The following is a 21,793-nucleotide window of genomic DNA, read 5'->3' as shown; positions in this document are numbered from 1 at the left end:
GCATATGACAATCGAGGTGACCCTCGGCGACGAGGCGGACGCCGTCAAGGCGGTCGAGGACAAGCTCGTGGCCGAGGGGGTGCCCGCGGCCCTCGCCGCGGGCGACTCCACGCTGTGGGGCCCGCAGGCGCAGTCCGAGGCCGCGATCCGGCTGGGCTGGCTCGGCCTCCCGCAGGCGAGCCGGGAGCTGCTGCCGGAGATCGCCAAGCTGGTGGAGCGGGCCCGCGCCGAGGGCCTTGACCACGTGGTGCTCGCCGGCATGGGCGGCTCCTCCCTCGCCCCCGAGGTGATCTGCGCCACCGAGGACGTGCCGCTGACCGTCCTCGACACGACCGACCCGCACCAGGTGCGGCGCGCGCTCGCCGACCGGCTCGACCGCACGATCGTGGTGGTGGCGAGCAAGAGCGGCGGCACGATCGAGACCGACAGCCACCGGCGCGTCTACGAGCAGGCGTTCCGGGACGCGGGCATCGACCCGGCCGAGCGGATCGTGGTCGTCACCGACCCCGGCTCCCCGCTGGAGCGGACGGCCATCGAGGCCGGATACCCGGTCGTGCTCGCCGACCCGAACGTGGGCGGCCGCTACAGCGCGCTCACCGCGTTCGGCCTGGTCCCGAGCGCCCTGGCGGGCGCCGACGTGGCCAAGCTGCTCGACGACGCCGCCGCGGTGGCGCCGCTGCTCGCGCAGGACGAGGGCAACCCGGGCCTGGAGCTCGGCGCGCTGCTCGGCGCGCGGGCGCTGCACGGCCGCGACAAGCTGATCCTGCGCGACGCGCCGTCCGACATCACGGGCCTGCCCGACTGGATCGAGCAGCTCATCGCCGAGTCGACCGGCAAGGAGGGCAAGGGCATCCTGCCCGTCGTCGGCGCCGAGGCCGCCGAGGCGGACGACCAGTTCCTCGTCACCATCGGGCCCGAAAGCGGCACCGCCGTCGACGGCCCGCTCGGTGCGCAGTTCCTCGTCTGGGAGTACGCCACGGCGATCGCGGGCCGGGTGCTCGGGATCAACCCGTTCGACCAGCCGAACGTCGCCGAGTCGAAGGAGAACACCACCAGGATCCTGCAGGAGGCGGGGGACGGCCCGCTGCCGACCGGCACCCCGATGCTCACCGACGGCCCGGTCGAGGTGTACGGCGACCTGCCCGGCGACCTGAAGAACCTGGCCGACGTCCTCACCTGGCTGCTGCGCGCGATTCCCGAGCGCGGCTACCTGGCGATCATGGCGTACCTCGACCGCGAGGCCGCGTTCGACGCGGCGGTCGTCGGCGAGGCGTCCTTCGAGGAGATGACCGAGACCTGGGCGAGCGCCGACGTCGCCACCCTGCGGGCGCTGCTCGACTACCGCACCGACCACGCGATCACGTTCGGCTGGGGCCCGCGATTCCTGCACTCCACCGGCCAGTATCACAAGGGCGGGCCGGCGTCGGGCGTGTTCCTGCAGATCACCGGGGCGGTGACCGACGACGTCGAGGTCCCCGGCAAGCCCTACACCCTGGGCAGGCTGCAGCTCGCGCAGGCGCTGGGCGACCTGGGAGCCCTGACCTCCCGCGGCAGGCCGGCCGTGCGCCTGCACCTCACCGATCGCGTCGCCGGGGTCAGGCACCTGCTCTCCGTGGCGGAGGAGCTCTGACCATGCGATGCGTTACTGGCGAAGGGCCCGCCCGCAGGGAGGACACATGACGGAGCAACAGGAGCCGCAGGCCCCCGCCGACGACGCCTTGCAGGCGCCGGAGGCGCGCGGTGCCGCGCAGCAGGCGGGGGACGAGCTGACGGGCGTCGAGCAGGCGGTCCTGGCCGCCGCTCAGGCCGCCACGACCGCGACGACCGAGCTGACCGTGGCCGCCAACCCGCTGCGCGACCCGCGTGACCGGCGCCTGCCCCGGGTCGCCGGGCCCTGCGTGCTCGTGCTGTTCGGCGTCACGGGCGACCTCGCCAAGCGCAAGCTGCTGCCGGCGATCTACGACCTGGGGAACCGGGGGCTGCTGCCCCCGGGCTTCTCCCTGGTCGGCTTCGCCCGCCGCGACTGGGCGCACGAGGACTTCGCCCAGGTCACGTACGAGGCGGTCAAGGAGCACGCGCGGACGCCGTTCCGCGAGGAGGTCTGGAAGCAGCTCAGCGAGGGCATCCACTTCTGCCCGGGCGAGTTCGGCGACGACGGCGCCTTCGACGTGCTCGCCATGATGCTCAAGGAGATCGACGAGACCCGGGGCACCGGCGGCAACTACGCGTTCTACCTGTCGGTGCCGCCGAAGTTCTTCCCGCTCGTGATCGAGCAGCTCAAGCGGACGAACCTGGCCAAGGGCCCCGAGGGCTCCTGGCGCCGGGTCGTCATCGAGAAGCCGTTCGGGCACGACCTGAAGAGCGCCCAGGAGCTCAACGCGATCACCAGCGCGGTGTTCCCGGAGAGCTCGGTCTTCAGGATCGACCACTACCTCGGCAAGGAGACCGTCCAGAACATCCTGGCGCTCCGCTTCGCCAACACCCTGTACGAGCCGATCTGGAACCGCGGCTACGTCGACCACGTTCAGATCACGATGGCCGAGGACATCGGCATCGGCGGCCGGGCCGGCTACTACGACGGCATCGGCGCGGCTCGCGACGTGATCCAGAACCACCTGCTCCAGCTCCTCGCGCTGGTCGCGATGGAGGACCCCACCTCCTTCGACGCCGACGCGCTGCGCCGGGAGAAGGAGAAGGTGCTGCGGGCCGTCAAGCTGCCCGCCGACCTGGCCACCGGCACCGCCCGCGGTCAGTACGTCCGGGGCTGGCAGGGCGGCGAGCCCGTCGTCGGCTACCTGGAGGAGCAGGGCATCTCCTCCGACTCCGCCACCGAGACGTACGCCGCGGTGAAGCTGGAGGTGGCCAACCGCCGGTGGGCCGGGGTGCCGTTCTACCTGCGTACGGGCAAGCGGCTCAGCCGCCGGATGACCGAGGTGGCCGTCGTCTTCCAGCGGGCGCCGCACCTGCCGTTCAGCAAGGACGACACCGAGATCCTCGGGCACAACGCGCTGGTCATCCGCGTCCAGCCGGACGAGGGCATCACGGTGCGCTTCGGCTCCAAGGTGCCGGGCACGGCCATGGAGGTCAGGGACGTCAACATGGACTTCGCCTACGGCGAGTCGTTCATGGAGTCCTCCCCCGAGGCGTACGAGCGGCTGCTGCTCGACGTGCTCATCGGCGACCCGCCGCTGTTCCCGCACCAGCGGGAGGTGGAGCTGTCGTGGAACATCCTCGACCCGATCGAGGAGTTCTGGGCCTCCCAGGGCCAGCCCGAGGGGTACGCGTCCGGCTCCTGGGGCCCCGCCTCGGCCGACGCGATGCTCGCCAGGGACGGCCGCGCCTGGAGGCGGCTGTGAGCGCGACGTATCCAAGGCGGAGCGAGCGGAGAGCGGTGTGACGACCTTCAACCTGACCGAGACGACCGCGTCGAAGATCTCTTCGACGCTTACCCGCCTGCGGCACCAGATGGGCGCGCCCGCCGTCGGCATGGTGCTGACCCTCGTCGTGGTGGTGGACGAGGCGGGGCAGTACGACGCCCTGCGCGCGGCCACCGATGCGGCGCGCGAGCACCCTTCGCGCATCCTGATGGTGATCATCCGCGACCCGGCCGAGCCCAACCGGCTGGACGCGGAGATCCGCGTGGGCGAGTCGGCGCCGGGCGAGGTCGTGCTGCTGCGTCTGTACGGCGAGCTGACCGAGCACGCCGACTCGGTGATCACGCCGCTGCTGCTCACCGACACGCCGGTGGTGGTGTGGTGGCCGGGCGAGTGCCCGGAGATCCCCGCCAAGCACCCGATCGGGCACCTGGGCAGCCGCCGGATCATGGACGCCAGGTCGGCCGCGGACGCGGTCACCGCCATTTCCTCGCGGGCCGGCAGCTACGTCCCCGGCGACACCGACCTGGCCTGGACCCGGCTCACGCCGTGGCGCAGCCTGCTGGCCGCCGCCTTCGACCAGCCCATGGGGAAGATCACCGGGGGCGTGGTGGAGGCCGCGCCGGGCAACCCGAGCGCGCCGCTGCTGGCCGCCTGGCTGTGCGACCGGCTGGAGGCGCCGATCGAGGTCGTCGCCTCCGGCGGCCCCGGCCTGACGGGCGTGCGGCTGTCGATCGAGGGTGGCGGCGAGCTGACGGTGAGCAGGGGCGACGCCAGGCTCGCCACGCTGTCGCGGCCCGGCAACCCCGACCGGCGGGTCGCCCTGGCCCGCAGGCCGACCTCGGAGCTGCTGGCCGAGGAGCTGCGCAGGCTCGACCCGGACGACATCTACGCCGCCTCGATCCGCCGCCTGGCGGAGATGAAGGGGCGGGGACGGGCGTGACCGGCGTTCCCACCGTCATCGTCCACCGCGACGCCGAACTGCTGGCCCAGGCCGTGGCCGCCCGCCTCATCACGCGGCTGGTGGACACGCAGGCGGCCCGCGGCTCCGCGCACCTGGTGCTGACCGGCGGCACCGTGGGCATCGCGACGCTCGCCGCCCTCGCGGGGACGGCGGCGCACGACGCCATCGACTGGCGGGCGCTCGACATCTGGTGGGGTGACGAGCGGTTCCTGCCGACCGGCCATCCCGAGCGCAACGAGACCGGGGCACGCCAGGCCCTGCTCGACCACGTCGAGGTGGACCCGGCGCGGGTGCATCCGATGCCCGGCCCCGACTCGGGGATGACCGCCGAGGAGGCCGCCGACGCGTACGCGGTGGAGCTGGCCAAGGCGGCCAGGCCGGAGGACCACGGGCCGGTGCCCTCGTTCGACGTGCTGATGCTCGGCATGGGCCCCGACGGCCACGTGGCCTCGCTGTTCCCCGGCCAGCCGGCCATCTACGAGGAGGAGCGGCCGGTCGTGTCCGTGCACGGCTCCCCCAAGCCGCCGCCGACCCGGCTGTCGCTGACGTTCCCCGCGCTGCGGGCCGCCAGGGATGTCTGGGTCGTCGCGGCGGGCGAGGAGAAGGCGCAGGCGGTCAGGATGGCGCTGTCCGACGCCGGACCGTTCCAGGTGCCGGCCGCCGGGGCGCGCGGGCGGCAGCGCACGCTGTTCCTGCTCGACCGCGCCGCCGCGCACAAGATCCCACCGTCCATGGGGCGGATCGCCTCCCCCTGACGGAGATCACAGCGGAACGGCCGGGCCGGGGCACACGCCCCAGCCCGGCCGTTCCGTTTCCAACCGACTGCGCACGCTCGCAGATGTTCGTCAAGGTCGGAGGCCACGACGAACCGGCCCCAGCCCGGCCGTTTGAGACGTCACTGCGCCGGGCGGAAGCTCCGGTCCTCGCGAAGCCCGCTCCGCTGGGCCTTCGCTGCGGTCCTCCCTCCCGCCCGCTCCGCTCCTTCCCTGCCTCGCCTTCATTCTTGGGCGGATCGCGCCTCGTCCAGGGCGGCGCGGGCCTGGTCGGCACGCTGGCGGGCGGACCGGGCGGCGCGTTCTGCGTTCGTCTCCTCCCGGCGGGCGACCTCCAGCCGGTGTTCGGCCGCGTTCAGCTTGTCCTTGGCCTTGGCCAGCCTGGCCGTCAGCGTCTCGACCTTGGCCGAGCGCCGCTCGTGCTCGCTTACGGCCTCGGCCCGCTCGGCCTCCCAGTCGGCGCGGCCCCGCTCCGCCTCCTGCGCGGCCTGCTCGGCCTCGGCGAGGGCACTCTCCAGTTCCCTGATACGGCGCTCGCGCTCCGCCTTCCGGCGTTTTTCCTCGGCGGCCCGGTGCTCGGCTTCGCGTCCGGCCTTCGGCGCGGGCTGTGCGCGCGCCGCCGGTTCGGGTGCGGGCCGTACGACCGGGGCGGGAGTGAAGCCGCTGTAGCTCAGGGGGCGGGTCAGCCGGCCCCGGCGCACCTGCTCGGCCGCGTCCTCGTCCACCACGGCGGCGTCGAGGGTCTGCTCGATCTCCAGGTCGGCCGTGGGGGCCAGCGGATGCCCGGCCGCCTCCGCCTCCTCGCGTACGGATCGCACGAGGCGGGCGATGAGCGGAGTGCGTTCGCGGCCCGCCTCGGCCAGGGCGTCGGTGTCCTGAGCCCGCCAGGCCTCCCGCAGCCGCCGGCCGAGGTCGAGCAGCTGGCCGAGTTCCTCACCGCGCTCCCTGGCCGTCCGGTTGACGGCCCAGGCGACGACCGTGGGCTTGCGCAGCGCCTTGATCCGCTTGGCCGGCGCGGCGTCGCCGGCCGCCTTCGCCTCCTTGGCCAGCGCGTCGCGGGCCGAGGTGAACTCCTCGGGCATCATGCCGTAGAGCCGGTCGGCCGCCTCGTCGAAGTCCACAGACCACGTGTACCTGAGTTCCCCGTGGCGTTCCACAATGGTAGGTACTCTCGGCATGGAGTTCTTCTGTTATCACCGCGATCGGCCCGGCTCCGGGGCGCTGCGCGACGAACTGCTCGAAGAGCACTGGTCCTACATGGACCGGTACGCCGCGGAGATGATCGCCCGTGGCCCGACCTTCGACCGTGTCACCGATGTCGCCACCGGCAGCGTGCACATCGTCGACCTGCCGGATCTCGCCGCCGCTCGTGCTTTCGCCTTCGACGAGCCCAACTACCAGGCCGGTGCGTATCGGGACGTGATGGTGCGCCGATGGCGCAACGTGTTGGGGCGCACCATGTGGGATTTCCCCGGCGGCCGGGACGGCGGCAACCGATATCTGGTGCTGGGCCTGGGCTCCGGGGAGGCCGCCGACCTCGTCCCGCCGCCCGACCGGGACGAGCTGATCGCGTATGGGCCGCTGCTGTCCGACGACGGCGCCACCTGGCTGGGTACGGCGCTGCTGGTCCGGGCGCAGGACCCGGATACGGCACGCGCCGTCCTGACCCGGGACCGGTACGCCGACATCGAGGTGCACGACTGGGAGTTCGGCGGGCGGCGGTAACGAACCGCGGCGACCCGTCCTGGTCCGGCGCCCTGAGCTACGCCGGACCAGGAGGATCACCCGTGAGGACGTCAGCTCGGGGATGCCGTCGCCATCACGCCCACGGCGATCCGCGCCTCCATCACACCGGGATCCTCGGTGTGGGTGAGCGTCGCGCCGAGGGAGTTCAACAGTCTGCGCATGCGCGCGTTGTCGTACAGGAGCGTCGCCCGCACCTCGGCGAAGCCGAGGTCCCTGGCCTGGGCGAGGAGCGTCCTGGCCAGCCGGCCGCCGAGTCCCCGGCCCTGCCAGCGGTCCTCCACGAGGAAGGCGATCTCCGCGATGCCCGGGTCCGCGGTGAACATCAGCGACGCGAGCGCGACGACCTGGCCGTCGTGCCCCGCGACGAGCGACTGGCCGCGGGCCCGGTCGCACAGCCGGTCGAACACGCGCGGCGGCAGGTTGGGGTTGGCGGTGAAGTAGCGGAACCTGCGCGTCTCAGGCGAGCAGCGCTCGTGCAGGTCGCGCAGCGCCTCGCGGTAGAGCGCGGTCAGCGGCTTGACCTGCACCTCCGCGCCGTCGGCGAGCCGCACCGGCCCCTCGGCCGCGGACGGTTCCGCCGGCGGCTGCGCCAGCCTCACCATCGCGGCGGCGCGGGCCGCCTCCGTCAGGGTGAACGGGAGCCCGGAGCGGCGCAGCCGGATCGACCGCCGCGGCGCCACGGGCACCACCAGAAGGGTCGGGTCGGGCAGCTCCAGAGCCTCCCCCTCGTCCCGCTCGCCGTCCTCGTTCCGTGAGCGTACGGCGGCCGCGCCGTACACCCAGCGGGCGTCGTCGGCGCGCAGCAGCTCGCCCAGGATCTCCGGCAGGCGCCAGGGAGCCGAGCGCAGCCGGGCGGCGAGCAGCAGCGTACGCGTCGGCTCGTCGGTCAGTTCGTGCGCGGTGGCGGGCACGATCCGCACCCGCCGCCCGCCCGCGGCCTCCAGCGCCTCGCGTACGGCCTCGGGAGAGGCGGGGATGTCCGTGACGAACTCGTCGACCGTGCCGTCCGTGTCGGGCTGCACCGACAGGCCCAGGATGTTGCCGCCCTTGTCGGCCAGGGCGGTCGCCAGCGACGCCAGCCGCCCGGGCCGCTCGTCCACCGTCGTACGAATCCGGAAGAACCCCATCGGTACCCGCTCCCTCCGTTGCGCTGGTCTTCAGGGTGCCGGAGCGGTGTTACATGTTTGCTACACAGCGGTGAGCCGATCGTTTCCTTTCGACGTAGCGCGTTACGACTACGGTTATCCGCGTGTGTCTCCACGGATCTCCACGACATCCGTCGCCGAATGGCGAGATCAGCACGGATATAGCAGGATGTGCACCATGACCGCTCCCCTGTCGCCCGGTTTCGTCAACGGTGAGGTGTCCTTCTGGTACCGGTCGCTGGGGGTGCCCGCGCCCGGGGAGCCGCTCGGCGGCGACCTGCAGGCCGACGTGGCCGTGGTCGGCGCGGGCTACACCGGACTGTGGACCGCCTACTACCTGAAGAAGGCCGACCCGTCGCTGCGGGTCGTCGTGCTGGAGAAGGAGTTCGCGGGCTTCGGCGCGTCGGGACGCAACGGCGGCTGGCTGACCGGCGCGCTGGCCGGCTCGCCCGAGCGGTACGCGAAGACCCACGGCCGGGACGCGGCCGAGCGGCTGCAGCGCGCGATGTTCGATGCCGTCGACGAGGTCATCCGCGTCGCCCGCGAGGAGGACATCGACGCGGACATCGTCAAGGGCGGCCTGCTCACCGTCGCCCGCGGCCCCGCGCAGGACCTGCGGCTGCGCGAGGAGCTGACGGGCCAGCGCGCCTGGGGCTGGGACGCCGACGACGTCCGGCTGCTGACCACCGACGAGATGAAGGACCGGCTGCGCGTGGCGGGCGCCACCGGGGCCACCTGGAGCCCGCACTGCGCCAGGATCCAGCCGGCCAAGCTCGTCCGCGGCCTGGCACGGGCCGTACGGGACCTGGGCGTCGAGATCTACGAGCGGACCCCGGTCACCGCGATCACGCCGGGCCGAACGACACACCCGGCAGCGGCGGTCACGCCGTACGGAACCGTGCGGGCCGACCACGTGCTGCGCTGCACCGAGGGGTTCACCGCCACCATCGCCGGTCATCACCGCGACTGGCTGCCCATGAACAGCTCCATGATCGTCACCGAGCCGCTGCCCGAGCAGGTCTGGGCGGAGATCGGCTGGCAGGGCCGCGAGCTGCTCGGCGACATGGCGCACTACTACATGTACGCCCAGCGGACGGCCGACGACCGCATCGCCTTCGGCGGGCGCGGCAGGCCCTACCTGTACGGGTCGAGGATCGACGAGCGGGGGCACACGCACGCCTGGACCGTGGACGCCCTGTGGGACCTGCTGATCGCGTTCTTCCCCGCGGTCGCCGGGTCGCGGGTGGAGCACGCCTGGTCGGGCGTGCTCGGGGTGCCGCGCGACTGGTGCTCGGCCGTCCACCTGGACCCCGCGACCGGCCTCGGCTGGGCGGGCGGCTACACGGGCCACGGCGTGACCACCACCAACCTCGCCGGACGCACGCTGTGCGACCTGGTGCTGCGCCGCGAGACCGACCTGACCCGGATGCCGTGGGTGGACCGGCGGGTGCGCTCGTGGGAGCCCGAGCCGCTGCGCTGGCTCGGCGTCCACTCGATGTACCGTCTCTACCGCCTGGCCGACGCCCGCGAGAGCAGGGGCATGACCAGGACGTCCGTACTGGCCAGGATCGCCGACAAGATCACTGGGCACTGAAAGGCATCGCGTGAGTTCCTCCCTTCTGTTCCGTGGCGGCCGCGTCTTCGTCCCCGGCGGGTTCGCCGAGGCGGTCCTCGTCCGCGACGGCGTCATCGCCGCCGTCGGCGCCGAGTTCGACCTCGTACGGCTGGCGCCCGCCGCCGAGCCGGTGGACCTCGGCGGCGGCCTGCTGACGCCGGGGTTCACCGACGCCCACGTCCACCCGGTGCAGGCCGGGCTGGAGCGGGCCAAGTGCGACCTGTCCGAGGTGTACGGGCTCGACGCCTACACGGCGGAGATCGCCGGCTATGCCGCGAGGAATCCGGACAAGGAGTGGATCGACGGCGGCGGCTGGGACATGGCCGCGTTCCCCGGCGGCCTCCCCCACCGGTCGCAGATCGACTTCCTCGACCGGCCGGCGTACTTCGTGCAGCGCGACCACCACGCCGCCTGGGTCAACACGCGGGCGCTTGAGCTCGCCGGCATCACGAAGGACACTCCCGACCCCGCGGACGGCCGGATCGAGCGCGACCCGGACGGCACGCCGAGCGGCGTGCTGCACGAGGGCGCCATGGACCTCGTCGGCCTGCTCACCCCGCGCCCGACCCCGGCCGACGTCGACGCCGCGCTGATGGACGCGCAGGCCCACCTGTTCTCTCTGGGCATCACCGGCTGGCAGGACGCCATCGTCGGGTCGTACGCCGGGTCGGACGACCAGCTGCCCACCTACATCTCCGCGGCCTCCTCAGGGCGGCTGAAGGCGCGCGTGGTCGGCGCCCTGTGGTGGGACCGCGCCCAGGGCGCGGAGCAGATCCCGAGCCTGGTCGAGCGGCGCGCGACGGCCGAGGGCCTGGACCGGTTCCGGGCGACCTCGGTCAAGATCATGCAGGACGGCATCCCGGAGAACTTCACCGCCGCCGTCATCGAGCCCTACTGCCGCTGCGGGGGCACCGGCCTGTCGTACGTCGACCCGGCGCTGCTCGGCGGGTACGTCAAGGAGCTCGACGCCCTGGGCTTCCAGGTGCACTTCCACGCCATCGGCGAGCGGGCCGTGCGCGAGGCGCTCGACGCGCTGACCGGCACCGACCCCGCCAACCGGCACCACATCGCGCACGTGCAGATCATCACGCCGCAGGACGTGCCGCGCTTCGCCGAGCTCGGCGTCACGGCCAACCTGCAGGCGCTGTGGGCGACCCACCACCTGCAGATGGACGAGCTGTGCATCCCCTACCTCGGCGAGGAGCGCGCCTCCTGGCAGTACCCCTTCGCCGACCTCGTACGGCACGGCACCCGCCTCGCCGGGGGCTCGGACTGGCCGGTCTCCTCGGCCGACCCCCTGGAGGCCATGCACGTGGCGGTCAACCGCACCGAGCCTGGCGGTTCTGTCCACGCGACGTACCCCACGGCGCAGACGCCCTTCCTGCCGGAGCAGAGCCTCGACCTGCGGGCGGTCATGACCGCGTACACGGCCGGGTCGGCCTGGATCAACCGCTCCCCCGCCGGGGTGATCGAGGAGGGCCGCCCGGCCGACCTCGTCGTCCTCGACCGCGACCCCTTCGCCCTCGACCAGAAGGACATCTGGACCACCAAGGTCGTCATGACGTTCCTCGACGGCGAGCAGGTGCACGGCTGACCGGGACGGCGCTTCAGCGGTTCACGGCCGGGGCGGAGCGGTGCCGGGACACGGCGAACGCCACGGCGAGGCAGGCCGCGGCGAGCAGCAGCGCCGAGCCGCGGAAGCCGAGCGGGCCGCCCTCCCCGACGGGGCCGCCGACCACCCAGCCGACCGCCAGCGACGGACCGGCCCACCAGGGCAGGGCCCTGGCGAGAATCAGGGCGACCGCGAAGAGCACCAGCCCGATCAGGGAGACGAGCATGGACAGGAGGTAGACCGGGCCGAGCGACTCGGCGTCGCCGCTGAGGAGCGACACCGCGAGCGGAGGAAGGAAGCCGAGCATGCCGACGGTCGTGAGCACGAGCGCCACCGAGCCGAGCCGGCCGTCCTGGCCGCCGTGCAGCGAGTGGATCGCCGCGACCGATACCAGCATGCCCAAGGCGAGGGGGAACCCGTCCACGGTGAAGGCGTAGTCGGCGGCGTCTATCAGCCGGTCGTGCTGCGGCACGGAGGTGAACAGGTCGAGCAGGGCGAGCGCGGCGGCCGACGCCGCGCCCGTCAGGAGGCCGGTCTGGGCCAGCCGGTACGGCAGGCGGGCCGGGCCGGTGTGAGCCGGGGTCGATGTCGTCATCTTTCTTCTCCCTCATGGCGGTTTCCGACGGGGTCGGCGACGACACTAGGAACCGGGGCGTCGCCGGTCGTCCGGCCACACGGGGAAATCCGGTCCGCCCGCCGTGTGAGCCAGGAATCCGCCCGTGGTGGGACGACACGAAAGCGGACGGGGCCTAACCTTCGGGCGATGGACCAGCTCTTCCCCCTGCCCCGATGGGATGCGGCCGTCCGCGGCGATCTGCTGCTCGCGGCCGCGCTCACGCTGGTCATGGCCGTGGTGACGGCCCTGGACGGGCCGGCGGTCCCGAGCGGGCGAGTGGGGGCGGTGGTCGCGGCGGTAGGGCTGCTGGCCCTCGCCCACCGCCGTCGCCGTCCCGCGACGACGGTCGCCGTGGTGATCGTCGTCACCGTGGTCGAGGTCGTCGCCTGCCCTCAGGGCAGCACGGCTCCGGCGTTTCTCGCAATCATGATCGCCACATACTCGCTCGGCGCGTACGCGTCGACCTGGCCGCTCGTCGCGGGCCTGGCACTGGCCACGGCCGGTGTGGTGACCGCCCAGTACCTGGCACCCTCGCAGGGGTATTCGCGCGCCTCCGCCGATACGTTCCTGGTGACGTTGCTGGTGTTGGCGCCGGCGGTCGTCGGCGGCGTCGTGGGAGCGCGTGACCGGCTCGGCCGGCGGCTGGACGCGGGGACCGAACGGCTGCGGGCCGCGCGGGACGAACGGATATCCGCTGAGCTTGCGCGCGAACGGCAACGGATCTTCGCCGCTCTGGAGCTTCTCCTCGGCGGCCTGGACGAGGCCGGGCGGCACGCCGGGGTCACCGGGCTGGCCGACGTCACCGCCCTGGAGCGGATCGCACGGGACCTGCTGACCCGGATGCGCACGCTGGTCGGGCAGCTTCGGGCGCCGAGCCCCGACGGCAGGCGGCCGGTCCGGCAGGTGGCACAGCTGCGGGCGCAGGTGCGGGCGGCGCTCGCCGCCGCGGACCTGCCGGACACGAGCCGGAGCGGGCTCCGCCCGGCCGGCGAGTGGGCGCTGGTCACCTCGGGTTGGCGGGACACGGCGTCGGCGGCCCTCGCCACCGTGCTGGCCGGGGCGCTCCTGATCGGCGATCTCGCGGGGGCGCACGCCGATCTCGCTCGCCGGCCCGCGCACACCGTGGGCGCCGCGCTCCTCGCCGCGGGCATCGCGGCCCCGCTGGCGTGGGCCAAACGGCGTCCGCTCGCCTCGGCCGCGATCTGTCTGGCCTTCACCGTGGCCTACACGGCGGCGAACGCGATCCCCGACCCGTTTGACGGCCTTCCGGCATGCGGCGTCCTCGTCGTGTCGCCGTTCCTCGTCGGTGCGGCCTGCCCGATCCGCAGGGCGCTGGCCGGTCTCGCGTTCTGCCTGCTCGGCTGTGCGGCCGTCGGCCTGGCCAGTCCCGCCGCGTTGATCACGGCGCCGGAGGCGGCAGGGGCGGCCGCGGTGATCGCGGGCTGCTGGGCCGCGGGCCGCGCGCTGCGCACCGCCGCCGAAGCGCTCGCCACGCGGGCGCAGGCCGCCATCGCCGTGGCGGAGGAGAACCGGAGGAAGGCAGCCGGCGCACTGGGCGAACAGCGCGTCCGCCTGGCCCGGGATCTCCATGACGCCGCGGGCCACATGATGACCGTCATCGTCCTGCAGGCGAGCGCCGCCAGGCGGGTCTGGGACACCGACCCCGACCTGGCCGGGGAGCACGTGGCCGTGCTGCGCCGCACCCTCGCGGAGGCGCTCGGCGAGCTGCGCCCGCTCCTGCTCTCACTCGCACTCGCCGACGTCCCCGCCACGATCGGGCTCGGCGGTCTGCCGACGCTCGCCGACAGGGCTCGCGGGTGTGGGCTGCGGGTGATCCTGGACGTGGGCACGGACACACGCACGGACACGGGGACCGGGGCGTACACCGACGAGGCGCCGCTGCCGCGCGCGATCGACACGGCCGCCTACCGGATCGTCCAGGAAGCACTGACCAACGCGGCCCAGCACGCTCCCGGCGCGTGCGTCCGCGTCCGAATCACGCGCACGAAGAAGACCCTGGCCGTCGATGTGAGCAACACCGCACCCGCCAACCGGTCGACGCTGTTCACCGCCGCGGGCCACGGCCTCGGCGGCATGGCCGAACGGAGCGCCGCCTGCGGCGGCTCGTTCGCGGCCGGCCCCCGGCCCGACGGCGGCTTCGGCGTACATGCCGTATTCCCCTTGGAGGAGGCCGCCTGATGATCCGCGTCCTGCTCGCCGACGACCAGCCCCTGGTGCTGGCCGGGCTGCGCACCATTCTGTCGGCCGAGCCCGACATCGACGTCGCCGGCCAGGCGCGGGACGGGCACGAGGCCGTCGCGCTCGCCCGTGACCTGCGGCCGGACGTCGTGCTGATGGACATCCGCATGCCCCGGCTCGACGGGCTCGCCGCCGCACGCCAGATCCTCGCCACCATGCCCGACGTCCACGTGATCATGCTGACCACGTTCGACCTGGACGAGTACGTCTACGAGGCACTGCGCGCGGGAGCCAGCGGCTTCCTCGTCAAAGACCTTCCGGACGAGCAACTCGTGGCGGGCGTGCGCACGGCGGTCCGCGGGGACACCCTGCTCGCTCCGTCGGTCACGCGCCGGTTGATCGAGGCGTACACGCGGCGTCCTCCGGCCAGGATCGCCCTGCCGCCGGGCGCCGACCGGCTGACGCCGCGTGAGGTCGAGGTCTGGCGGCTGGTGGCCCGGGGCCTGTCGAACACCGAGATCGCCGCCGAGCTGTTCGTCGGCGAGGCCACCGTGAAAACGCATGTCTCCCGGATCATGGCCAAGCTCGGGGCCCGCGACCGGATCCAGGTGGTGGTGCTGGCCTATGAATGCGGCCTTTGACGCCGCCTGCGTCAGGCGGGGTGCTCGGCGCACAGGCAGCCGACGCCCTTCTCGATCCATTCCCGGCCGGCCCACTCCGGGTGCCGCTCGATCATGAGCGCACCGACCTCCTCGACGATCGTCTGCTCGCTCACCGCCGAGTCCCGGCGCGCCCAGGTCTCGTCGCGCAGCAGTTCGAGGTAGTCGCGGACGTCGGCGAGCAGCTGCGGGCCGCCGACGTCGCCGTGGCCGGGCACCACCACCCGCGGTGACGCGTCGGCCAGCCGCCGCATCACGGCGATCCAGCGGGTGCCGGACACGTCGGTGTCGTGCGGCGGGAACCACGGGAAGATGGCGAACTGCCCGGCCTCCGCGAGATCGCCGGTGAACATCACCCCGGCGTCGGGGACGGTGATCACCTGGTCGCCCCTGCTGTGCGCCCGCCCGGCCGCCCGCAGCCGCACCACCCGGCCGCCCAGGTCCAGGTCGTACGCGTCGTCGTAGACGACGTCGGGGGTGGCGATCTCGACGCCCTCCAGCTGCCGGGCGACCGGTTCGCCGAGTCCCCTGAACATGTCGAGGTAGGCGGCGCCCTTCGCCGCCAGGTCATCGGCCTGCGCCCGGTTGACCAGGAACGTCGCCTCCCCGGCGAACGCCTGCGCCCCGAACGCGTGCTCGGGGTGGAAGTGCGTCGTGGTCAGGTACAGCGTGCGGCCCGCCGCGTATTCGGCCGCGAACTTGAGCACGGTCTCGGCGTTTCGCGGGCCCATTCCGGTCTCGACGACCAGCACGGAATGCGTGCCGCCGATGACGCCGATGTTGGGCACCAGCTGCACCCGGCGATTGGGGATCACCACCAGGTCGCGGGCGAGCTCCCGCGCCTCCTCGATCCGCACGACGGGCTCGGGCAGCATGTATTCGGACATCGCATCCAATCCTCGGAGAGCCTGACAACCGGGCCGCTCCAGTCCATTACCGGATGCTCTGCCGCGTCCAACACCGGTTGCGCACGCCCGATACCGTGCCGGTATCGTCGCCGGTGATGGACCTACGCTCGCTGCGCTATTTCGTGGCGGTCGCCCAGGAGCGCCACTTCGGGCGGGCCGCCGCGCGCCTGCACATGACCCAGCCGCCGCTGAGCCGCGCCGTCAGGCAACTGGAGGCCGACCTCGGCGCCCTCCTGCTGCACCGGTCGCCAACCGGCGTCACGCTCACCGCGGCCGGCGCCGCGCTCTACGACGAGGCACGCGCGCTGCTGGAGCAGGCCGAGCGGGTGCGCGCCCGGGTCGCCGCCGCGGCCGGCGCCGCCACCATCACCATCGGCACGCTCGCGGACAGCGCCGAACAGGCCGGAGCCCGGCTCTCCGCGGCCTTCCGCCGGCGTCACCCCGGAGTCCAGGTCCGCATCCGCGAAGCGGACTTCACCGACCCGACCACGGGCCTTCGGGCCGGCCTCGTCGACGTCTCCCTCACCAGGGAGCCGTTCGACGACGCGGGGATCACCACCCGCCTGCTGCGCTCCGATCCCATGGGGGTGGTCCTGCGGGCCGACGATCCGCTCGCCCGCCGTGAGACCCTGCGGCTGAGCGATCTCGCCGACCGCCCGTGGTTCCGGCTGCCCGACGGCACCGATCCCGTCTGGAGCGCCTACTGGAACGGCACCACGCCCGGCGGCGAGCTCCGCGACGGCCCGGTGGTGCGCACGGTTCACGAGTGCCTGCAGGCCGTTCTGTGGAACGGCACGGTCGGGCTGGCGCCGACGGCCCACGCACTGCCCGAGGGGCTCACGTCGGTTCCGCTGGCCGACATGCCGCCCAGCCGCCTCGTCCTGGCCTGGAACACCGCCGACGCCAACCCGCTGATCCGCTCGTTCACCCACATCGCCGCGGCCGTGTACCGCTCCGCGGGCCGGGAGCCTGCGCATACGTGAAGGCCCCTTGGGCCCCTTACGAGGCCGGGTGCGTGATCTGTAGTTCGGCGCGGCCGCTATCGGGGGTGAACCCCCCTCCGAGCATGACAAAGCCCCCGATCCGGGCGGGATCGGGGGCCTGTGCCGTACCGGAATCAGCGGCGGAGCCGCGTCACCTCTAGTAGATCGGGCGGGACGAGGAACGAAGCCGCTCCAGCGCTTCGGCGAGGATCTGCGCGCCGTCCTTGTCGCTGCGGCGCTCCTTCACGTACGCGAGGTGCGTCTTGTACGGCTCGTTGCGCGGCGGAGCCGGCGGGCTCGACTGGTCCTGCCCGGCCGGCAGTCCGCACCGCGGGCAGTCCCAGAACTCGGGGACGGGCGCGTCACTGGCGAAGCTCGGGCGCGTCTCGTGCATGTTCGCGCACCAGAACGGGACCCGCACACGGGGGGCGGCCTCGCCGCGTTCGGCCTCTCCCATGGGGCCGGCGCCGACTCGGCTGCCACGGATCGCGTTGCCACTACCCACCGATGAACTCCTTGCTCGATCGCCCCGCGGACGGGGGGAGGTGAATCTCTGTCACGCGTGGCCGGAGGCCGTCCGCTACGGCTTGAGCAGCAGGCCCAGCGCGATGATGCAGACGAACCAGACGATGCCGGTGATGATGGTGAGACGGTCCAGGTTACGCTCCACCACCGACGAACCGCCGAAGGAGGACGTGAAGCCGCCTCCGAACAGGTCGGACAGGCCGCCGCCCTTGCCCTTGTGGAGCAGGACGAGCAGCACCATCAGAGCGCTCGACAGGATGAGGGCGATGGAGATTCCGATTGTCACCGTAGACCTGTTCCTATGTCCGGGCGTGCACGACGCGTGTGTGCACGATGCCATCGGCGTGACGATTCAATTGTGTCCTTCGAGGGTACGACCTGATGTCAAGTCGCACCCCCCAAACGGCTCAGCTAGCCGGAGGTCTCGCCAAGTCGGCAGATCTTGGCGAATTCTCCCGCGTCGAGGCTGGCCCCTCCCACGAGGGCGCCGTCGATGTCGGCCTCCGCCATGATGCCGGCGACGTTGTCCGACTTCACCGAGCCACCGTAAAGGATACGGACAACAGAGGCCACATCGTCACCGTAAAGCTCGGCGAGTCGCGTCCTGATGGCGCCGCACACCTCTTGGGCGTCCTTCGGGGTGGCGACCTCGCCGGTGCCGATCGCCCAAACCGGCTCGTACGCGATCACGATGGACTTCACCTGCTCGGCGGGCACGCCCTCCAGAGCGCCGTCGAGCTGCGCCAGCGTGTGCTCGACGTGGCGGCCCTCCTGACGCACCGGCAGCCCCTCGCCCACACACAGGATAGGCGTCAGCGAGTGCCGGTAGGCGGCCTTGACCTTGGCGTTGCACAGGGCCTCGTCCTCGGCGTGGTACTGCCGCCGCTCCGAGTGGCCCACCAGCACGTACGTGCAGCCGAGCTTGCTCAGCATGGCCCCGGAGATCTCCCCGGTGTACGCCCCGGAGTCCTGCGCCGACAGGTCCTGGGCGCCGTAGGCGATGCGGAGCTTGTCGGCGTCCACGAGCGTCTGCACGCTTCGCAGGTCGGTGAACGGCGGGATGACCGCGGCGTCCGCCTTGTCGTAGTCGCGGTCGGTCAGTGTGAACGCCAGCTTCTGCACCAGGTTGATGGCCTCGAGGTGGTTGAGGTTCATCTTCCAGTTGCCGGCGAACAGCGGCTTGCGGGCCATCTACTCCTCCAGCGCCGCGAGTCCGGGCAGCGTCTTGCCTTCGAGGTACTCGAGGCTAGCGCCGCCACCGGTGGAAATGTGGGAGAAGCCGTCCTCGGGCAGGCCGAGCTTGCGCACGGCCGCCGCCGAGTCGCCGCCGCCGACCACGGTGAACGCCTTGGAGTTCACCAGCGCCTCGGCCACCGCGCGGGTGCCGCCGGAGAACGCGTCGAACTCGAACACGCCCATCGGGCCGTTCCAGAACACGGTCTGGGCGTCGGCCAGCTTCGAGGCGAACAGCTCCCGGGTGCGGGGGCCGATGTCCAGGCCCTCGCGGTCGGCCGGGATCGCGGTGGCGTCCACGACCTCGTACGGCGCGTCGGCGCCGAACTCCGTGGCGGCCAGCACGTCCACCGGCAGCACCAGCTCGACCCCGCGGGAGGCCGCCTCGTCGAGGAAGCCCTTGACCTGGTCGATCTGGTCCTCCTGCAGCAGCGACTTGCCCACCTCGTAGCCCTGGGACTTCAGGAAGGTGTAGGCCATGCCGCCGCCGATGAGCAGGCGGTCGACCTTGGACAGCAGGTTCGCGATCACGCCGAGCTTGTCGGAGACCTTCGCGCCGCCGAGCACGACGACGTACGGCCTGGCCGGGTCCTCGGTGAGCTTGCGCAGCACCTCGACCTCGGCGAGAACCAGGTCGCCCGCCGCGTGCGGCAGCCGCTTGGGCAGGTCGTAGACGCTGGCGTGCTTGCGGTGCACGGCGCCGAAGCCGTCCCCGACGTAGAGCTCGGCGAGGGCGGCCAGCTTGCCGGCGAACTCGCCCCTGACCGCGTCGTCCTTGGACTCCTCGCCCGGCTCGAAGCGCAGGTTCTCCAGGAGGGCGACCTGCCCGTCCTGCAGGCCCGCCACCACGCTCTGCGCGGACTCGCCGACCACGTCGGTGGCGAACGCCACGTCCTCACCGAGCAGCTCGGCCAGCCGCCGGGAGACCGGGGCGAGCGAGTACTTCGGCGTGACGGAGCCCTTGGGGCGGCCGAGGTGGGCGGCGACGACGACCTTGGCGCCGCGCTCGATCAGCTTCTTGATCGTCGGCACCGACGCCCGGATGCGGCCGTCGTCGGTGATCGTCTCCCCGTCGAGGGGGACGTTGAGGTCGGCGCGCACGAACACGCGCCGGCCCTTCACGTCGAGCTCGTCGATTCCGATCATCAGAGCGAGGCGCCCACGTACTCGATGAGGTCCACGAGGCGGTTGGAGTAGCCCCACTCGTTGTCGTACCAGCCGACGACCTTGACCTGGTTGCCGATGACCTTGGTGAGGCCGGCGTCGAAGATGCAGGACGACGGGTCGGTGACGATGTCGCTGGAGACGATCTCGTCCTCGGTGTAGCTGAGGTAGCCCTTGAGCGCGCCCTCGGCGGCGGCCTTCAGCGCGGCGTTGACCTCCTCGACGGTGGTCTCGCGGCCGACCTCGACCGTGAGGTCGGTGGCCGAGCCCGTCGGGATCGGCACGCGCAGCGCGTAGCCGTCGAGCTTGCCCTTCAGCTCCGGCAGGACCAGGCCGATGGCCTTGGCGGCGCCGGTGGAGGTCGGGACGATGTTCAGCGCGGCGGCGCGGGCGCGGCGCAGGTCCTTGTGCGGGCCGTCCTGCAGGTTCTGGTCCTGCGTGTAGGCGTGGATGGTGGTCATCAGGCCCTTCTCGATACCGAAGGTGTCGTTGATGACCTTGGCCATCGGGGCCAGGCAGTTGGTGGTGCAGGAGGCGTTCGAGATGATCGTGTGAGCGGCCGGGTCGTACTTCTCGTGGTTCACGCCCATGACGATCGTCACGTCTTCGTTCTTCGCCGGGGCGGAGATGATGACCTTCTTCGCGCCGTTGTCGGCGTGCACCTTGGCCTTGGTGGCGTCGGTGAACAGACCGGTCGACTCGACGACGACGTCCACGCCCAGGTCGCCCCAGGGCAGCTTGGCGGGGTCGCGCTCGGCGAACGCCTTGATCGCCTTGCCGTCAACGGTGATCTCGTCCGCCGAGGCCTTCACCTCGTACGGCAGGCGGCCCAGGATGCTGTCGTACTTCAGCAGGTGGGCCAGCGTGGCGTTGTCGGTGAGGTCGTTGACGGCGACGACCTCGATGTCCTTGCCGCTGGCCGCCACAGCGCGCCAGAAGTTGCGGCCGATACGGCCGAAGCCGTTGACGCCTACGCGGATGCTCACGGATCCGATCTCCTCGTACGTCGTGCGCCGGCGTACCGGCGCCAGGGCTGTGTTAAACCTCAATGACAGACCTTATCGGACCCAAATTGGTGTAGACCACCGGGCCACGCTTTGACGGCGTGTCAGGCCGGAAGAGCCGGTGAGCGGGCCCTTCTCGCATGGCGGCGACCCCGCCGTACCCCTTCCGCCGCCCCTCGCCAGGACGCCCGATCGGGCGGTCGGAGAGCGGCACGGCGCACTGTCCCGTCGGCCGAGCCGGGACGGGGACGGAACCGGGGAGGCGTGGCTACTGCGCCAGCATGTCGACCGTGAGGTTGGCCTCGGTGTTGGCGATGCCGAGGTCCTGGGCGCGCTTGTCGGCCATGGCCAGCAGCCGCCGGATGCGCCCGGCGATGGCGTCCTTGGTCAGCGGCGGGTCGGCGATCTGGCCGAGCTCCTCCAGGGACGCCTGCTTGTGCTCCACCCGCAGCCGGCCGGCGATCACCAGGTGCTCGGGGGCCTCGTCGCCGAGGATCTCCAGCGCCCGCTGCACCCTCGCACCGGCGGCGACCGCCGCCCTGGCCGACCTGCGCAGGTTGGCGTCGTCGAAGTTGGCCAGGCGGTTGGCGGTGGCCCGCACCTCGCGGCGCATCCGCCGCTCCTCCCAGGCCAGCACGCTGTCGTGGGCGCCGAGCCGGGTCAGCAGCGCGCTGATCGCGTCGCCGTCGCGCACGACCACGCGGTCGACGCCGCGCACCTCGCGGGCCTTGGCGTGGATTTTAAGCCGCCGGGCCGAGCCGACCAGGGCCAGCGCCGCCTCCGGCCCGGGGCAGGTCACCTCCAGCGACATCGACCGGCCGGGCTCGGTCAGCGAGCCGTGCGCGAGGAACGCGCCCCGCCAGGCCGCCTCGGCGTCGCAGGTGGCCCCGGAGACGACCTGCCGGGGCAGCCCGCGCACGGGACGCCCGTGGTTGTCGATCAGGCCGGTCTGCCGGGCCAGCGCCTCGCCGTCCTTGTAGACGCGCACGACGTAGCGCGAGCCCTTGCGCAGTCCTGCGGGGGCCAGGACCAACACCTCGGCCTTGTGGCCGAAGACCTCGCCGATGTCCTTGATCAGCCTGCGGGCGGTGGCGTTGGTGTCGAGCTCGGCCTCGATCACGATGCGCCCGCCCACCAGGTGCAGCCCGCTGGCGAACCGCAGCAGCGTCGAGACCTCCGCCTTGCGGCAGCAGGGCTTGAGCACCGGAAGGCGGCTCAGCTCGTCTTTCACCACACCCGTCATGGCCATCAGCTCGTGTCCTCCCCCAGACAG

General features: G+C 72.5%; 20 protein-coding genes. 10 read left to right on the top strand and 10 right to left on the bottom strand.

The window, feature by feature from the left end; translation table 11 throughout:
• The first annotated feature begins 4 nt into the window (after positions 1–4).
• From ACQEVJ_RS16175 to pgl, 4 genes are read left to right on the top strand one after another with little or no spacing between them, the layout of a single operon-like run.
• Positions 5–1,630: a glucose-6-phosphate isomerase gene (locus ACQEVJ_RS16175; RefSeq protein ID WP_433101685.1), complete on the top strand. Its 1,626-nt coding sequence runs from the start codon at positions 5–7 to the stop codon at positions 1,628–1,630.
• Positions 1,631–1,676: 46 nt separating this feature from the next.
• Positions 1,677–3,356: a glucose-6-phosphate dehydrogenase gene (gene zwf / locus ACQEVJ_RS16170; RefSeq protein ID WP_433101683.1), complete on the top strand. Its 1,680-nt coding sequence runs from the start codon at positions 1,677–1,679 to the stop codon at positions 3,354–3,356.
• 37 nt (positions 3,357–3,393) lie between these two features.
• Positions 3,394–4,317, top strand: coding sequence for a glucose-6-phosphate dehydrogenase assembly protein OpcA (locus ACQEVJ_RS16165; RefSeq protein ID WP_433101681.1), 924 nt, complete (start codon positions 3,394–3,396; stop codon positions 4,315–4,317).
• Positions 4,314–5,093: a 6-phosphogluconolactonase gene (gene pgl, locus ACQEVJ_RS16160; protein WP_433101679.1), complete on the top strand. Its 780-nt coding sequence runs from the start codon at positions 4,314–4,316 to the stop codon at positions 5,091–5,093. Before ACQEVJ_RS16165 ends, pgl begins: the two co-directional genes overlap by 4 nt.
• A gap of 242 nt (positions 5,094–5,335) precedes the next feature.
• Here the strand turns inward: pgl and ACQEVJ_RS16155 are convergent, their stop codons facing one another.
• Positions 5,336–6,232, bottom strand: coding sequence for a hypothetical protein (locus tag ACQEVJ_RS16155; RefSeq protein WP_433101677.1), 897 nt, complete (start codon positions 6,230–6,232; stop codon positions 5,336–5,338).
• Between the two features lie 37 nt (positions 6,233–6,269).
• Here ACQEVJ_RS16155 and ACQEVJ_RS16150 point away from each other — a divergent pair, with 37 nt between their 5' ends.
• A complete protein-coding gene (locus ACQEVJ_RS16150; protein ID WP_433101675.1) occupies positions 6,270–6,836 on the top strand; it encodes a YciI family protein in 567 nt (188 codons plus the stop codon).
• 71 nt (positions 6,837–6,907) lie between these two features.
• Here ACQEVJ_RS16150 and ACQEVJ_RS16145 read toward each other — a convergent pair whose 3' ends face one another.
• Positions 6,908–7,984 (bottom strand): GNAT family N-acetyltransferase, encoded by a 1,077-nt coding sequence (locus ACQEVJ_RS16145; protein ID WP_433101673.1) that lies wholly within the window; start codon positions 7,982–7,984, stop codon positions 6,908–6,910.
• 196 nt (positions 7,985–8,180) lie between these two features.
• Here ACQEVJ_RS16145 and ACQEVJ_RS16140 point away from each other — a divergent pair, with 196 nt between their 5' ends.
• Both ACQEVJ_RS16140 and ACQEVJ_RS16135 read left to right on the top strand, forming a co-directional pair.
• Entirely contained in the window at positions 8,181–9,596 is a 1,416-nt protein-coding gene (locus ACQEVJ_RS16140; RefSeq protein WP_433101671.1) for an NAD(P)/FAD-dependent oxidoreductase, read from the top strand.
• A 10-nt stretch (positions 9,597–9,606) separates the two neighbouring features.
• Positions 9,607–11,211 (top strand): amidohydrolase, encoded by a 1,605-nt coding sequence (locus tag ACQEVJ_RS16135; protein WP_433101669.1) that lies wholly within the window; start codon positions 9,607–9,609, stop codon positions 11,209–11,211.
• Between the two features lie 13 nt (positions 11,212–11,224).
• On the opposite strand, the gene ACQEVJ_RS16130 is transcribed toward ACQEVJ_RS16135, so the two are convergent.
• The gene (locus tag ACQEVJ_RS16130; RefSeq protein WP_433101667.1) at positions 11,225–11,824 is read right to left on the bottom strand and encodes a hypothetical protein; all 600 of its coding nucleotides are present in this window, start codon (positions 11,822–11,824) and stop codon (positions 11,225–11,227) included.
• Between the two features lie 168 nt (positions 11,825–11,992).
• Here ACQEVJ_RS16130 and ACQEVJ_RS16125 point away from each other — a divergent pair, with 168 nt between their 5' ends.
• On the top strand, positions 11,993–14,044 hold the full coding sequence (locus ACQEVJ_RS16125) for a DUF7134 domain-containing protein (RefSeq protein WP_433101665.1): 2,052 nt from the start codon (positions 11,993–11,995) through the stop codon (positions 14,042–14,044).
• A complete protein-coding gene (locus ACQEVJ_RS16120) occupies positions 14,044–14,685 on the top strand; it encodes a response regulator (RefSeq protein ID WP_433101663.1) in 642 nt (213 codons plus the stop codon). Before ACQEVJ_RS16125 ends, ACQEVJ_RS16120 begins: the two co-directional genes overlap by 1 nt.
• A gap of 11 nt (positions 14,686–14,696) precedes the next feature.
• On the opposite strand, the gene ACQEVJ_RS16115 is transcribed toward ACQEVJ_RS16120, so the two are convergent.
• Positions 14,697–15,590 (bottom strand): MBL fold metallo-hydrolase, encoded by an 894-nt coding sequence (locus ACQEVJ_RS16115; protein WP_433101661.1) that lies wholly within the window; start codon positions 15,588–15,590, stop codon positions 14,697–14,699.
• Positions 15,591–15,706: 116 nt separating this feature from the next.
• Between ACQEVJ_RS16115 and ACQEVJ_RS16110 the strand changes: the two genes are divergently transcribed.
• On the top strand, positions 15,707–16,594 hold the full coding sequence (locus ACQEVJ_RS16110) for a LysR family transcriptional regulator (RefSeq protein WP_433101659.1): 888 nt from the start codon (positions 15,707–15,709) through the stop codon (positions 16,592–16,594).
• Between the two features lie 157 nt (positions 16,595–16,751).
• On the opposite strand, the gene ACQEVJ_RS16105 is transcribed toward ACQEVJ_RS16110, so the two are convergent.
• From ACQEVJ_RS16105 to whiA, 6 genes are all read right to left on the bottom strand, one after another.
• Complete coding sequence (locus tag ACQEVJ_RS16105) at positions 16,752–17,099, bottom strand: RNA polymerase-binding protein RbpA (RefSeq protein ID WP_433101657.1); 348 nt, start codon at positions 17,097–17,099, stop codon at positions 16,752–16,754.
• Positions 17,100–17,174: 75 nt separating this feature from the next.
• Positions 17,175–17,405, bottom strand: coding sequence for a preprotein translocase subunit SecG (gene secG, locus ACQEVJ_RS16100; protein ID WP_142559501.1), 231 nt, complete (start codon positions 17,403–17,405; stop codon positions 17,175–17,177).
• A 125-nt stretch (positions 17,406–17,530) separates the two neighbouring features.
• A complete protein-coding gene (tpiA, locus tag ACQEVJ_RS16095) occupies positions 17,531–18,310 on the bottom strand; it encodes a triose-phosphate isomerase (RefSeq protein WP_433101655.1) in 780 nt (259 codons plus the stop codon).
• Complete coding sequence (locus ACQEVJ_RS16090) at positions 18,311–19,498, bottom strand: phosphoglycerate kinase (RefSeq protein ID WP_433101653.1); 1,188 nt, start codon at positions 19,496–19,498, stop codon at positions 18,311–18,313.
• Complete coding sequence (gene gap, locus ACQEVJ_RS16085) at positions 19,498–20,502, bottom strand: type I glyceraldehyde-3-phosphate dehydrogenase (RefSeq protein WP_142559504.1); 1,005 nt, start codon at positions 20,500–20,502, stop codon at positions 19,498–19,500. Before gap ends, ACQEVJ_RS16090 begins: the two co-directional genes overlap by 1 nt.
• 286 nt (positions 20,503–20,788) lie before the next feature.
• Entirely contained in the window at positions 20,789–21,769 is a 981-nt protein-coding gene (gene whiA / locus ACQEVJ_RS16080; protein ID WP_433101650.1) for a DNA-binding protein WhiA, read from the bottom strand.
• Positions 21,770–21,793: the final 24 nt, after the last annotated feature.

This window comes from Microbispora sp. CA-102843 (assembly GCF_050936215.1).
Lineage (GTDB): Bacteria > Actinomycetota > Actinomycetes > Streptosporangiales > Streptosporangiaceae > Microbispora.
The sequence above is the reverse complement of the archived record's forward strand: the minus strand, read 5'-3'. Positions and strand labels throughout refer to the sequence as shown.

Coding starts and splice junctions, on each gene's coding strand:
- ACQEVJ_RS16175 (WP_433101685.1), top strand. CDS start 5: ATGACAATCGAGGTGACCCTCGGCGACGAGGCGGACGCCGTCAAGGCG.
- zwf (WP_433101683.1), top strand. CDS start 1,677: ATGACGGAGCAACAGGAGCCGCAGGCCCCCGCCGACGACGCCTTGCAG.
- ACQEVJ_RS16150 (WP_433101675.1), top strand. CDS start 6,270: ATGGTAGGTACTCTCGGCATGGAGTTCTTCTGTTATCACCGCGATCGG.
- ACQEVJ_RS16145 (WP_433101673.1), bottom strand. CDS start 7,984: ATGGGGTTCTTCCGGATTCGTACGACGGTGGACGAGCGGCCCGGGCGG.
- ACQEVJ_RS16140 (WP_433101671.1), top strand. CDS start 8,181: ATGACCGCTCCCCTGTCGCCCGGTTTCGTCAACGGTGAGGTGTCCTTC.
- ACQEVJ_RS16130 (WP_433101667.1), bottom strand. CDS start 11,824: ATGACGACATCGACCCCGGCTCACACCGGCCCGGCCCGCCTGCCGTAC.
- ACQEVJ_RS16125 (WP_433101665.1), top strand. CDS start 11,993: ATGGACCAGCTCTTCCCCCTGCCCCGATGGGATGCGGCCGTCCGCGGC.
- ACQEVJ_RS16120 (WP_433101663.1), top strand. CDS start 14,044: ATGATCCGCGTCCTGCTCGCCGACGACCAGCCCCTGGTGCTGGCCGGG.
- ACQEVJ_RS16115 (WP_433101661.1), bottom strand. CDS start 15,590: ATGTCCGAATACATGCTGCCCGAGCCCGTCGTGCGGATCGAGGAGGCG.
- ACQEVJ_RS16110 (WP_433101659.1), top strand. CDS start 15,707: ATGGACCTACGCTCGCTGCGCTATTTCGTGGCGGTCGCCCAGGAGCGC.
- tpiA (WP_433101655.1), bottom strand. CDS start 18,310: ATGGCCCGCAAGCCGCTGTTCGCCGGCAACTGGAAGATGAACCTCAAC.
- ACQEVJ_RS16090 (WP_433101653.1), bottom strand. CDS start 19,498: ATGATCGGAATCGACGAGCTCGACGTGAAGGGCCGGCGCGTGTTCGTG.
- whiA (WP_433101650.1), bottom strand. CDS start 21,769: ATGGCCATGACGGGTGTGGTGAAAGACGAGCTGAGCCGCCTTCCGGTG.